This window comes from Bacillus toyonensis BCT-7112 (assembly GCF_000496285.1).
Lineage (GTDB): Bacteria > Bacillota > Bacilli > Bacillales > Bacillaceae_G > Bacillus_A > Bacillus_A toyonensis.
The window spans coordinates 758,589-771,250 of the sequence record NC_022781.1; the positions used below are offsets into that span (position 1 = coordinate 758,589).

Here is a 12,662-nt window from a genome sequence, read left to right on the forward strand (position 1 = left end):
ACCTTATTCTTTTCAACAGGGACCTACTACCCAACAAAATAAACCGAGAAACATCTCTCGGTTTATTTTTTATATTTTTTTGCATAATGCGCCAAAGTAAGTAACGGATATATATGAGCGTAGCTATGGTAATGAATATAAAACCCACCTGGTAAAGCTGTTCCAGTAGGATATTTTTCATTTACATAAGGATTCGCAAGCAAATATGAAATACCTTTTCGAATAGCTGGTGTTTCTTTATCATAGTAAGAAATAAGAGCATCTAAAGCCCATGCTGTTTGCGATGGTGTACTAAATGGTAAAGTAGCAAATCTTTTTTCCACACTACTTTGACAAGATTCTCCCCAGCCACCATCTTCATGCTGTATATGTTCAAGCCATAAAGTTGCTCGTTTTAAAGAAGGGTGAGCAGAAGTAATTCCTAACGCCCGTAAGCCAGTCATCACTGCCCATGTACCATATATATAACAAATGCCCCATTTTCCATACCACGATCCATTTTCCTCCTGTTCATTCATTAACCAGTTGATTGCACTTTGTTTTTGTTTCTCGGGCAATTCATTTTGCGTATATGTCCCGAAAAACTCTAACACTCTGCCTGTAATATCTGGTGTAGAAGGATCCGTAATCATATCGCTTGCGTTTTCGATTGGTAAATTCGCTAATAACTTGCTTGTCACGCCTTTTTCAAATGCTCCCCAACCACCATCATTATTTTGTAATCCTTTAATCCAATTCGTCCCTTTCTTCCAAGCATCATCCACATTTCCGTTCCCTCTACTTTGTGCCAATGCTCTTAACACAGCTGTTGTATCATCAACATCAGGAACTGTCGTATTCACATCAGAAAAACCCCAACCGCCCGGAATAAGCGCGGGCGCATGCACACTCCAATCAGCTTTTTTCTTATGTTGTTTTTTTAATAAATATGCTGACGCATTTTGAATCATTTTACTTTCTTTCGAAACACGAGCCTCTTGCAACGCATAACTAAGTAATGCTGTATCCCATACAGTTGACGGGGAATTTTGTAAATGGTTCCCTCTTTCCATCTTCCATATATAAGATGTTATCCCCGTTATAGCCTTTTGAATCATTGGCGATTGAATAGAATGTCCTAGCGCAAGTAAAGCATAAATCATATAAAACGAAGCACTTGCGTAACTATATAACGTCCCATTCTCATCGATACGCTCTTTCATAAAACGTTCTACTTCCTCATTTCCTTTATGATGTAAGGAAAGCGGATAAGATATAATTTGTTTCACATTACCTAATAATGTTTGAAACATTGGAGATTGGTCCTCCCGAAACCATTCTCCGCCCCCGCCCGCAATATGATTTAAATTAGGCAGTAACTTTTTCACTACACGAAACCTTTTATTTAAACACAACATCATCGGAATTAAATGGATACGTGCCGAACTACTTAATTCAAATATACTGAGTGGGGAATCATTTTGCAGAAACATAATCGGTGTTGGCAAATGAAAGAGCGAAGGATATTCATACTCTCCATGAATTGCTAATAAAAACTTCGTCATAAAATGAGCACGCGCCACTCCCCCACGTTCTGTAATAAACATTTCCGCTCGCTTCATATTCGCATCTTCTTTTGTATACTTTTTCGAAGCAAGTAGGGCAGCATAAGATTGAATGGTAGCAGATAAATTGCCCCCCATTTCATCATCATACAATTTCCATGTCCCTTCATTCGTTTGGAGTGAAGCTAATCTTTTTACAAATGGTTCTACCTCTTTATCTCTACCTAATAATTTTAATAAAAATATCATATGGCAATCAGTTAATGGTGCTCCTTCAAAACAGAATCTCCACGTACCATCTTGCCTTTGCATCGTTTGAAGTGCAGTTGTCCTTCTCGCTATTTCTTCATGCACTTTTCCATATAATAACAAGGCATTCACCTACCCTTTCGAAATCCGTATAACGATATTCAAAAAAGCAACCGAATATGTGTAAAAACAAAGAAAAGCAGAACACATATTATGTTCTGCTCATAAGCAATATCCCACTCCGACAATAACCCCTAATAAAGCACCGACTACTACTTCATACGGTGTATGTCCGACAAGCTCATTTAACTTCTTATATTCTGTTTGTTTACCATGAAAAAATTCATTCAATATTTTCGCCTGTTTACTTACCGCAAGCCTTACTCCTGAAGCGTCATACATAACAATGATTGCAAAGATTGCAGCCACTGCAAATATGGTACTTTCCACACCTTCCACAACTCCAACACCTGTCGCAAGCGCTGTAACAGTTGAAGCATGAGAACTTGGCATCCCACCTGAAGCAAAAAATTTTGCAAAATCAAATTCACCCGTTTTAACTAATTTAAAGACTACTTTTGTTAACTGTGCTATAAACCACGAAATTACAGCAGCCATCAGCGGATCATTATGTAAAATTGTTTCCATGTTCTCAGCTCCCTACTAGCTATAATGGAAATTCTATATAGTATCAGTATAAAGAAAAATGCGTAGAAAATACTACGCATTATGATACTTTTGCTGATTTATTTTTTATAAATTTCGGTTGTTTCTGCACTAAAAATTTTGTCTTCGCTATTGAAAATACAAATAAAGCAACCCATATACAGAAAAATGCCATCATATGAGTAGTTGTAAAATGTTCACCAAATACAAATACACCTAAAATTAAACTAATCGTTGGCGCAATATATTGTAAAAAGCCTACCATATAAAGCGGAATAAGTTGTGCTCCTTTTGCAAAATAAAATAGTGGTAGCGCTGTAACAATACCTGCTCCTATTAAAAGTAACGTCGATAGCATTGAAATAGCTCCAAATGAACCGAAACCATGTACCCCTGTCATAACGAGATAAATGAACGCAAACGGCGTCACTAACATCGTTTCCATCGTAAGCCCAATCGTCGCATCATAGTTTAACAATTTTTTTGTTAATCCGTATAATCCAAATGAAAAGGCAAGTGATAAAGAAACCCACGGGATAGCCCCGAAACGTACTGTTAAAATGATAACCCCTACTCCAGCTAAACCTACTGCAACATATTGCCAAAAGTTTAACTTTTCCTTTAATACGACTGTACCAAGTAAAATACTAATAAGTGGATTAATATAATACCCAAGACTCGCTTCAATGACATGATTATGATTAACGGCCCATATGTAGACAAACCAGTTCCCACTAATCAAAATTGAAGCAATTGTTAATGACATTAATAATTTAGGTCGTTTAAAAAGATTCACAAATTCCCCAATAAACTGGCGAAACCTCTTCGTAACAGCTAATACGATTAACATAAAAACGAACGCCCAAACAATGCGGTGTGCTAATATTTCATCTGCTGGAACTTCCTCAACCCATTTCCAATAAATCGGTAGGATTCCCCACATCGTATAAGCACCAGCCGCATATATAATCCCTTTTTTTTGCTGTGCTGATTGACTCCCCATCTTCCTTTTTCTCCTCTTCTCATTTTTTCTCCATTATACGGTTTCTTATGCTCACTTTACCAATAATCAATCTGTAATTCTTTCGACATTTCTCATATAGCGAAAAATAAACATACCGTTATTACAACAAGTAACGGTATGCCGAAAACAAATTTCTTTTTATGCGTTTTATGGTGAAACATATACATACCGATCCAAGCTCCAACCGCTCCTCCAGCTGCCGCTGATAAAAACAACGTGCTTTCTGGCGTTCTCCACTGTTTCTTCTTTGCTTTTCGTTTATCAAGCCCCATAAGGCTAAAAGCTATAACATTAATAATAATAAAATAAATCCATTTCATCGCTTTCTCTCCCTATGAAAAATTCGCTTAATGGTAACATGAAAAAACGATAGAAACAACTGAAGAACACTTTTTAGCAAACTAGTTTCATTCCTTTATTTTAATTGATTATCTTTACATTTATATAATCAATATAAAGCGCGATTACAGCTATTAAAAAGAAAGATGTTATGAACAGAACTTTATATTTCACTTCCTTCACCCACCACAACCACATCATCAAAAAAACTTCTCTCAATCTCTTTCTCATCAAAATGAAGAACAACAATTAACCCTACATATAAAGAAACGAAATTCAAAAACCATTCCCCATTATCATCTTGCTTAGCTAGACATTTAAATATCTCTTGAAATTGCATACGTTCATCAGAAGCAACGATCGGACGCACACCAAAATATTTCAACACAAGATTTAACTTAAGATTTATAGATAAAGACAAACTATATTTTAAGAGCTCTGTATAATTTGTAACATTTTTTTCGCTATACAGTTTCACAAGCATTTGATGTAAAGTAGGAATCGATAATTCTACGTCAGTCACTTTTGTTGTTTCTATCGTTTCAATCATCTTTTTCATATCCATCACATTCACCCCTTCTGAAAAAACTTTAAAGCCAGAGAGTATTTAATTCATAATGTGCAATAATTGTGCATTTCTCTTCTCTCGTTCTTCTTCACTGACTAAGTCATACTTTTTTAATAAATGAAAGATGTCGTTTAATATTTCCTGTGAATGTTTATTTTGCAAAAATCCATTCAAATCTTTGAAAAGAATTTCAGATAAAAAATCCTTTTGACTTTCAAGCTTATTCATTACATCTTCAATAGAATGATCAATATTACATGCCATATTAAACTTCCTCCTCTATCCTCTATAAATAATATCTTCTGCTAATGCAGTAAATACTTCTCCAACGAGAGAGTCTTCATCATATACAGATGAATCGTTATTTTCTTCACGTTTTGCAAAAGGTATTTGTGCAATTACTTCCGTTTGCAATTGTTCTGCTAACATTTCGCCGCCCCCTTTTCCGAAGAGATAATTTTTAAATCCATCTTGCTCTTCGTAATAAGCCATATTTTCCACAATTCCTACAATCTCGTGTTTTGTATGTTTTGCCATTACACCTACTCTAGAAGCTACAAATGAAGCTACATTGTGCGGCGTTGTAACGATAATTTCTTTCGCTTGTGGGATCATCGCTGCAACATCAATGGCAACATCTCCTGTACCAGGTGGTAAATCGAGAAGTAAATAATCTAAATCTCCCCAGTGTGTATTCGCAAGGAAGTTTTGAATCCATTTATTTAACATCGGTCCACGCCACATGACTGGATTATTTCCTTCTGTAAAAAATCCCATTGACATAATTTTAACACCATGACTAACGACTGGAATTGCTGTTTGATCAATCATTGTTGGTTTTTGATTCGTTTCCATCATAGCCGGAATGCTAAAACCATATATGTCTGCATCTAAAATCCCAACCTTTTTACCCATTCTAGCTAAGGCAGTAGCAAGATTAATTGTCACCGTTGATTTTCCGACTCCGCCTTTCCCACTCGTTACAGTAATAAAATGTACACCTGAATCATGACGGAGCATGCTTGGCATACCTGTTTCTGTTCTACTATTTTTCTTTAATTTTTCTGTTAGCATAGCTCTTTCTTCTTGTGTCATCGAACCAAATGTTACATCCACTTTAGATGCACCAATTGCGTGAAGGGACTCTTCCACATCTTGTTGAATTTTCGCCTTTAACGGACAACCTTGAATGGTTAACACTACTTCAAGCTTAACCTCTGTTCCATGTATTTGTACATTTCTAACCATATTTAATTCTACAACACTTTTGTGTAACTCTGGATCCTCTACATGTTGTAATGCGTTCATTATTTGTTCTTGAGTAAGCATAGAGCTCATCCCTTCTCTTATTCTAATTTATATATAGCATCTTCTTATTACTTCAACTGATGAAAGTTTCCATCTATTTTTTAATGTCTTTAATAGTCATCGTTGCGAGAAAGCATTATTATCCCCCACTTACAGGCGGGATTAATGCGACGATATCTCCAGCTTTTATCATCTCTTCATTCGTTACAAACTCTTCATTAATTGCAACCATTACTGTATCCAAAGATTGCAAATGATAACTATCTTTCAACCATTCATTTAATTGTCCAACAGTCATTTCTTTTTTTTCTGAAATTATTAATTGATCCGATCCGACTTCCTCACGCAAATTTGCAAACAGTAAAATTGTAATCATTTTCTCATTCTTCCTTCTTCGGTTTTCCTTCTGGATATGATGTATTTTCAAGTTGATCTCCAATCCACATCGTTCCATCTTCCCAAAATTCTTTTTTCCAAATTGGAACGATGCGTTTTATGCGTTCAATCGCGTACTCATTCGCTTCATAAGCTACTTTACGATGCGGTGATGAAACTGCAATAACTACCGCAATATCCATTATTTCCAGCAGCCCTACACGGTGCGTAATGGCTACTTGTGCGTCCGGCCATTTCCCGTTAATTTCCTCACCAATTCTTGTAAGTTGTTTTACTGCCATCGGTTTATATGCTTCATACTTTAAATGTAGCGTTCGTTTTCCTTTTGTTAATTCTCTCACCGTACCAATAAATGTTGTAATCGCACCCGCTTCTCTTCTTGCGACTTTATTCGTTACTTCTTCCACTAAAATTGGTTTTTCTACAATCTCAAATAGTGATTGCCCCATTAGAAACACCTCTCTTATAAAATGTCCAAGGCCATTCACTACCTTCGTTATCTTCTAATAAAAGAACATCGACAAACATTTCTTTTTTATATCCTCTTGTCCCGCCTGGCAATACGATAAAAGCGTTCGATTCTGCTAATGAAGAAACCGAGCTAGACTTATCAAATCCTGATGGATATGCAATTAATTGCCCTTCATTACATGTCAGTTTTGCTCGTACAAATCTTGTAAATGGATTTGGTTTCAGAAAATCTTTTCCTAATAATGCTTTTTCTCTTTTCAAATGCGCTTTTTCACTAAACATATACGCACGAATACATGGTCTTACAAACAACTCAAATCCTACATAACATGCTGATGGATTTCCTGATAAACCAAATAATAGCTTGCCATTTAATTGTGCTACAGTCGTTACACTTCCTGGTCGCATTGCAACCTTATTGAAAAGAACGGATGCACCTAACCTTCCATATATAGCTGGTAAATAATCGTAATCTCCTACTGATACACCGCCCGTTGTAATGAGCATATCTACTTGACTTAACGCATCTTTCACAGCTGTAAAACACGTATCAAAATCATCACTAAACTTCCCAAAGTATTTTACTCTTCCGCCCACTCTTCGAATTTGAGACAGTATCATGTACGTATTACTATTTCGAATTTTCCCTGGCTCTAACGACTCATTTACATCAAGTAATTCACTACCAGTCGCTAATAGTCCAATTACTGGCTTTTTCGCAACTGGCACTTCACTATAACCGAATGTAGCAAGAAGAGCTGAAATACCTGGATTAATGTACGATCCTTTCTTTGCAAGCACCGTTCCTTTACGAGCATCTTCACCTTGAAAAGAAATATTATCACCCGTTTTGAATGAGCGTTTCACTTCCATATAATCGTTCCCATTATCCTCATATTGACGAGTCAGTTCTAACATAACAACCGCATCACAATCATTTGGAATTTGTGCTCCTGTCATAATTCGAACTGCTTGAAACGAACCTACTTTCTCATCGAATAGTGATCCTGCACCAATTTCACCAACTACTTCAAATACAATTGGCGTTTCATAACTTGCTAAATTCGTATCTTCTGCTCTAATAGCAAACCCATCATACGGTGAACGATTGAATGAAGGTACGTCATGATCAGCTACTAAATCCTCCGCTAACATACGTCCGTAAGCTAATTCAATAGGTAGTAGCTCTTTTAAGCCATTGTTAGCAAATCCCATCACTTTTCGAATAGCTTCTGCAACCGTAATTGGCACTCTTCTTCCCATTATTGACAATCCTTTCTATTAACCGAATAAGCGATAATATAGTTGTTTCGCTTTTGGAATTTCGTTTGTACCATGAATGAACACACGACCATCTTGAAAAATAACGACGCGATAATCCTCTAATTGACAAGATAGTAAATATGGATTCCGCTCTACTTCCCCAAGTTTTTTTAATACTTTTTCTACGTCATCAAAATTGTATTGCCTATTTTCTATTGATCTTATTTGAACTGTATTTCTTCCGCATAAAACAGCTACCTTCGTTTGGTTTTCGTATGATAAATAAGGATAAGCTCGATTTAAACCGCACGATGGACAATCGTCCGTTTTTATTTTTCCTAGTTTTATAAAATGATTTTGATTACTCCATATATCAAACATGAAAAACGTCTTTCTAATTACTGAGTAATCTTCCACTAAAATTTTGAGTGCTTCTGCCACTTGATATGCCGCAACGATTTGAACAGCTGGACTAATAATCCCAGCCGTGTCGCACGTCACACCTATAACGGGAACATTCTTCAGTACACAATGTAAACACGGCATTTTTTGCGGAATAATCGTATAACTCATACCGTACGATCCAACACAAGATCCATATACCCACGGAATATTATGTTTTTGTGATAAATCATTTATGATAAATCGAATATCAAAATTATCTGTAGCATCAATGATTACATCGACATTTTCTAATGGCCCTTCCATGTTTTCTACACTTGCATCCATTATGAAAGCATGTATTTGTACTTCTGAATTAATTTGTTCCAACCGTTTTTTAGCAGCAATTGCTTTCGGGATTTTCCCTCTTGCATCTTCTTCAGAGTAAAGTTGTTGTCTTTGTAAATTACTCCACTCTACGTAATCACGATCAATAATTGTCAACTTACCAATACCTGCACGCACGAGACTTTCTGCACTTGTACTTCCTAATGCACCTGCTCCTACAATTAACACATGCTTATTCCGAATTTTTTCTTGCCCTTTACTCCCGATTGGTTTGAACAACTGTTGCCGAGAATACCGCTCCTCCATTGCATACCCTTCCTTTCAAGAAATCTATTTCACATTAGAGTCTTGTTTTTGATAACAAGCAAAGTAAGCAAACCCTACAAATCCAGCTCCTCCAATGACATTTCCGATAAAAACAGGAACAAAGTTTTTAGCGAGGTCCAGCCACGTCAGATGACCTGCAAAAATAACCGCTGATATGACAAACATATTTGCTACTACTTGTTGAAATCCAATCACTACAAATGCCATAATTGGAATCCAAATCCCAATTATCTTTCCGACAAAATCACTCGTCCCGTAAGCGAGCCAAAGCGCAAGACAAACGAGCCAATTACAACCAATCGCCAAAATTAAAGTTCTCCCAAACGATTCGTGTAACTTTCCTTCCGCTATCGCTAACGTTTTATTTAAATAATCTCCCTCTGTTAATCCGCCAAGATGTCCAAAGCAATACGCAACGAAAATTGCACCAACAAAGTTCATTACAGTAATCCAAGCCCAATTATTCAGTACACTTATCAATGTAATTTTCTTTGCATAAAGCGCCATAGACAGTGACATCATATTTCCTGTAATCAATTCTCCTCCTGCTAACACTACGAGCATAAGCCCAATAGGAAACACTGCTCCTCCTAAAACATTCACTAAACTTCCCCAATGCTCCGGCAAATTACCTAATACTCGAATGTTAAGTAAAAACCCTAATGATATAAATGCTCCTCCTAAAAAACCGAGAATAAGCATTGCTGGCAGCGTCTGGCTTACTTTTTGAACACCGGCCTCGATTACGAGTTCAGCAATTTGTTCCGGTTTATGAAATGCCATTACCAATTCCTCCATTTTCTCCAAATAAAAAAGCAGCTTCAAAAAACCTCCTGAAAATAAAGGTTTTTGAATGCTGCTTAATGTCTCTGCACATCTTTTACAGAGAGATCAATCATCACTTTTACTATGAAATAGAAAGTCCACATCTCTTGCACACTTTCCATTTTCCACTATTATGTCAGCCTTATATATTAACCACCGATATGTGACATTTCAATTTTAGGCATTGTTTTCTTATTAGTATGACTTAAGCGTTCGTCTGAATATCGATCTTCTCGATTATTCCAAATGTCGTGAATTACAGCTGTAATTTCCTCATCCGTATCCCCCGATCGAAGCAATGCTCTCAAATCATTTCCTTTAGAAGCAAATAAACAAGTATACAATTTTCCTTCTGCAGAAATGCGAGCTCTCGTACATGATGAGCAGAAAGAATCAGTTACAGATGAAATGATACCTATTTCCTCATCACTGCCTATATAACGGTACCTAGTAGCTACTTCACCTGGATAATTTGCTTCTATCCGTTCTAACGGCATAACTTCACGAATTGTATTTACTATTTCTTGTTTGGAAATAACTTCACCTAACTCCCAACCGTTATAATTTCCAACGTCCATATACTCAATAAAACGAAGAATATGCTTATTTTCCTTAAAGTATTGCGCCATCTGCAAGATGTCCTGTTCGTTTTTCCCCTTTTGAACGACCATGTTTATTTTAATTTTCATACCAACTTCAGCCGCAGCCTGTATACCCTCAAGAACCCTTTGCACTTTGCTTCTATTACCATTTAAATAGAAAAAGCGCTCTTCTTCTAAGGAATCCAGACTAACTGTCACACGTGATAACCCCGCTTTATATAAATCAGGTGCAAACTTTTTAAGTAACGATCCATTTGTTGTTAAACCGATATCCTCCACACCATCTATTTTATTAAGCCGCTCAATAAGCTCTGGAAGCCCTCTTCGAAGTAACGGCTCTCCGCCTGTAATCCGTAACTTTCTCACACCTAAAGAAACGAAAATACGTGTTATCCTTTCAATCTCATCAAAAGATAAAATTTTATCATTAGACAAAAACGAATAATCAGGACCAAATATTTCTTCTGGCATACAATATCGACAGCGAAAATTACAGCGATCAGTAACTGAAATACGTAAATCCTTTAACGGACGATGCAATTTGTCTAATGTAATTGATTTCATCTTCCTTGCCTCACTTTTACTTATTTTATATTTAAAACACGTTCTGGATGCGTATATATATTTAAAGACTGATTACGAATAAACCCTATCGTAGTAATCCCTAACTCTTCCGCTAACTGCAAAGCTAATTCAGTTGGCGCTGATTTTGACAGTATAATTTCACAGCCGATTTTTGCAACTTTCAATAATATTTCTGAAGAAATACGACCACTAAAAACAATGATTTTATCTTTTATAGAAATATTATTTTTTAAACAATAACCGTAAATTTTATCTAGCGCATTATGCCTACCAATATCCATTCGGCCTAAAATAATACCATTTACATCACATAAAGCTGCGTTATGCACTCCGCCAGTATGTCGAAATGTATCCGCAGATTGCTGCATTTCATTCATTAAACGAAAACAATCTTCGACAGCAACCTTTACATGGACACCATTCATTTTCTTTACGCTTAGTGCATCATTTGCAAAAACAAACCCTTGCCTACTCATACCACAGCACGAAGTAATATAACGTTTATTTTGCATTTGTTCGTAATACGGGTTTATTTTTGTTGTCGTCACATGTACAAATCCTTCTTTCTCCTGTACCCATATGTGATCAATATCTTCATACTTCCGAATAATTCCTTCAGATGCTAAGAAGCCTATTACCATATCTTCTATATATTCTGGAGTACTAACCATTGTAACAAACTCCTGTCCGTTCATTTTAATTGTGACTGGAAACTCTGTTACAATGCTGTCCTCTATATGCTTAAACACCCCTTGTTCATAACGGAAAACTTCTCTTTCTACCTGTATCGGTTTCACGATCAGCATCCTTCTCTCACGTTATATTTTTATCAAAAACAAATACCGAAACAGCAATATCTTCTTCTACTTTCATATCTGAAAATAAGTTCACTAATTTCGCTCCAACAAGTTCCTCCAAATGTTCACGAGAATTCGCAGCGTAAACTTCTTGAATCATTTTCGTTCTAGCCATATGAACCATTTCCGCGCCATCCATCGTACTTGAAATGAATTTCTCAGTAGGTGTTAAGTTCCCATACAGTGTTGCAATCGCCATATTTTCAGCAAATACAGTATGAATTCGTTCTGGTCCTTTTCCGAATAGTTCCTTTCGGAGTTTTCGTATCATATCATTAAATTCATGTACCTTTTTCGTCATAAAATCATACCTCCTAAAAGCCTCATTTTACTTTATTATATATTTTACCAAAATGATCTTTTCGCCCAAACTATTTCGTACAAATATTTGGACGAAAAGGTTAACTTCATGAAGTTTATTCGTCTTTTAATCCTTTACCCATACCTTTTAGGAAATGAAGACCAAACCCGATAGCACGGTTAATATTTGGATCTTTTAATACTTTCATAAGATCGAATATCCCCACTTTTTTATTACTTTCTAGATGCTCATTACCTTCTTCCAGTCCTACTAATAAACTACCTATAAGTTTTTTCGTAAGTTCTGGGTCAAGTTCTGTTAAAGCACCTGCAGCACCCATCATATTATTAATTAAATTTGTAACAGGTTTACGAGTTACTTGACCGAGAACGATCTTTGCGATTGGTTCTTTCGCTTTCAGCATAGAATTTGCTGCTTCTAGCATGCCAATATCATTTAATTCCCCGACAATATGAAACATTTGATTTAAAGCTTCTTCATTATTAGCTAGAAGCTCCTTTAAATCCTCTAACTTTTGCTGTTTTATTTCTTCCTCAGTTAATTCATGTTTTTGAATCGTTTTAATAGGTGCAGCCATATTTTTTCTC

16 protein-coding genes are annotated in these 12,662 nt (G+C 36.2%); all 16 read right to left on the reverse strand.

What is annotated here, in order from left to right; translation table 11 throughout:
• Window positions 1–62 precede the first annotated feature (62 nt).
• Complete coding sequence (locus BTOYO_RS03840) at window positions 63–1,916, reverse strand: terpene cyclase/mutase family protein (protein ID WP_000928185.1); 1,854 nt, start codon at window positions 1,914–1,916, stop codon at window positions 63–65.
• Window positions 1,917–2,015: 99 nt separating this feature from the next.
• A complete protein-coding gene (locus tag BTOYO_RS03845; protein ID WP_000447810.1) occupies window positions 2,016–2,441 on the reverse strand; it encodes a divergent PAP2 family protein in 426 nt (141 codons plus the stop codon).
• Window positions 2,442–2,520: 79 nt separating this feature from the next.
• Entirely contained in the window at window positions 2,521–3,462 is a 942-nt protein-coding gene (gene rarD / locus BTOYO_RS03850) for an EamA family transporter RarD (protein WP_000535544.1), read from the reverse strand.
• Between the two features lie 92 nt (window positions 3,463–3,554).
• Window positions 3,555–3,803, reverse strand: a complete 249-nt coding sequence (locus tag BTOYO_RS03855) for a DUF1294 domain-containing protein (protein ID WP_000871326.1) — start codon at window positions 3,801–3,803, stop codon at window positions 3,555–3,557.
• A 182-nt stretch (window positions 3,804–3,985) separates the two neighbouring features.
• Window positions 3,986–4,387 carry a hypothetical protein gene (locus tag BTOYO_RS03860; RefSeq protein WP_000367295.1) on the reverse strand — a complete coding sequence of 134 codons (402 nt, stop codon included), beginning with the start codon at window positions 4,385–4,387 and terminating at the stop codon, window positions 3,986–3,988.
• A 42-nt stretch (window positions 4,388–4,429) separates the two neighbouring features.
• On the reverse strand, window positions 4,430–4,654 hold the full coding sequence (locus tag BTOYO_RS03865; protein WP_000752368.1) for a hypothetical protein: 225 nt from the start codon (window positions 4,652–4,654) through the stop codon (window positions 4,430–4,432).
• 15 nt (window positions 4,655–4,669) lie between these two features.
• Window positions 4,670–5,719 (reverse strand): P-loop NTPase, encoded by a 1,050-nt coding sequence (locus BTOYO_RS03870; protein ID WP_000957522.1) that lies wholly within the window; start codon window positions 5,717–5,719, stop codon window positions 4,670–4,672.
• A gap of 118 nt (window positions 5,720–5,837) precedes the next feature.
• On the reverse strand, window positions 5,838–6,074 hold the full coding sequence (moaD, locus tag BTOYO_RS03875; protein ID WP_000628491.1) for a molybdopterin converting factor subunit 1: 237 nt from the start codon (window positions 6,072–6,074) through the stop codon (window positions 5,838–5,840).
• A 4-nt stretch (window positions 6,075–6,078) separates the two neighbouring features.
• Complete coding sequence (locus tag BTOYO_RS03880) at window positions 6,079–6,543, reverse strand: molybdenum cofactor biosynthesis protein MoaE (protein ID WP_000531609.1); 465 nt, start codon at window positions 6,541–6,543, stop codon at window positions 6,079–6,081.
• A complete protein-coding gene (locus BTOYO_RS03885; protein ID WP_000533690.1) occupies window positions 6,524–7,828 on the reverse strand; it encodes a molybdopterin molybdotransferase MoeA in 1,305 nt (434 codons plus the stop codon). The genes BTOYO_RS03880 and BTOYO_RS03885 overlap by 20 nt, the downstream gene beginning before the upstream one ends.
• 18 nt (window positions 7,829–7,846) lie before the next feature.
• The gene (locus BTOYO_RS03890; RefSeq protein WP_000392759.1) at window positions 7,847–8,863 is read right to left on the reverse strand and encodes a molybdopterin-synthase adenylyltransferase MoeB; all 1,017 of its coding nucleotides are present in this window, start codon (window positions 8,861–8,863) and stop codon (window positions 7,847–7,849) included.
• Between the two features lie 24 nt (window positions 8,864–8,887).
• On the reverse strand, window positions 8,888–9,667 hold the full coding sequence (locus BTOYO_RS03895) for a formate channel (protein ID WP_000863999.1): 780 nt from the start codon (window positions 9,665–9,667) through the stop codon (window positions 8,888–8,890).
• 191 nt (window positions 9,668–9,858) lie between these two features.
• A complete protein-coding gene (gene moaA, locus BTOYO_RS03900) occupies window positions 9,859–10,875 on the reverse strand; it encodes a GTP 3',8-cyclase MoaA (protein ID WP_000836454.1) in 1,017 nt (338 codons plus the stop codon).
• A gap of 20 nt (window positions 10,876–10,895) precedes the next feature.
• Window positions 10,896–11,693 carry a formate dehydrogenase accessory sulfurtransferase FdhD gene (gene fdhD / locus BTOYO_RS03905; RefSeq protein WP_000802702.1) on the reverse strand — a complete coding sequence of 266 codons (798 nt, stop codon included), beginning with the start codon at window positions 11,691–11,693 and terminating at the stop codon, window positions 10,896–10,898.
• 16 nt (window positions 11,694–11,709) lie between these two features.
• The gene (locus tag BTOYO_RS03910) at window positions 11,710–12,054 is read right to left on the reverse strand and encodes a Na-translocating system protein MpsC family protein (protein WP_000163331.1); all 345 of its coding nucleotides are present in this window, start codon (window positions 12,052–12,054) and stop codon (window positions 11,710–11,712) included.
• A gap of 115 nt (window positions 12,055–12,169) precedes the next feature.
• Window positions 12,170–12,652, reverse strand: a complete 483-nt coding sequence (locus tag BTOYO_RS03915) for a helical membrane plugin domain-containing protein (RefSeq protein WP_000729912.1) — start codon at window positions 12,650–12,652, stop codon at window positions 12,170–12,172.
• Window positions 12,653–12,662: the final 10 nt, after the last annotated feature.

Coding starts and splice junctions, on each gene's coding strand:
- BTOYO_RS03885 (WP_000533690.1), bottom strand. CDS start 7,828: ATGGGAAGAAGAGTGCCAATTACGGTTGCAGAAGCTATTCGAAAAGTG.
- rarD (WP_000535544.1), bottom strand. CDS start 3,462: ATGGGGAGTCAATCAGCACAGCAAAAAAAAGGGATTATATATGCGGCT.
- moaD (WP_000628491.1), bottom strand. CDS start 6,074: ATGATTACAATTTTACTGTTTGCAAATTTGCGTGAGGAAGTCGGATCG.
- BTOYO_RS03855 (WP_000871326.1), bottom strand. CDS start 3,803: ATGAAATGGATTTATTTTATTATTATTAATGTTATAGCTTTTAGCCTT.
- BTOYO_RS03870 (WP_000957522.1), bottom strand. CDS start 5,719: ATGCTTACTCAAGAACAAATAATGAACGCATTACAACATGTAGAGGAT.
- BTOYO_RS03890 (WP_000392759.1), bottom strand. CDS start 8,863: ATGGAGGAGCGGTATTCTCGGCAACAGTTGTTCAAACCAATCGGGAGT.
- moaA (WP_000836454.1), bottom strand. CDS start 10,875: ATGAAATCAATTACATTAGACAAATTGCATCGTCCGTTAAAGGATTTA.
- BTOYO_RS03860 (WP_000367295.1), bottom strand. CDS start 4,387: ATGGATATGAAAAAGATGATTGAAACGATAGAAACAACAAAAGTGACT.
- BTOYO_RS03910 (WP_000163331.1), bottom strand. CDS start 12,054: ATGACGAAAAAGGTACATGAATTTAATGATATGATACGAAAACTCCGA.
- BTOYO_RS03895 (WP_000863999.1), bottom strand. CDS start 9,667: ATGGCATTTCATAAACCGGAACAAATTGCTGAACTCGTAATCGAGGCC.
- BTOYO_RS03865 (WP_000752368.1), bottom strand. CDS start 4,654: ATGGCATGTAATATTGATCATTCTATTGAAGATGTAATGAATAAGCTT.
- BTOYO_RS03845 (WP_000447810.1), bottom strand. CDS start 2,441: ATGGAAACAATTTTACATAATGATCCGCTGATGGCTGCTGTAATTTCG.
- BTOYO_RS03880 (WP_000531609.1), bottom strand. CDS start 6,543: ATGGGGCAATCACTATTTGAGATTGTAGAAAAACCAATTTTAGTGGAA.
- BTOYO_RS03915 (WP_000729912.1), bottom strand. CDS start 12,652: ATGGCTGCACCTATTAAAACGATTCAAAAACATGAATTAACTGAGGAA.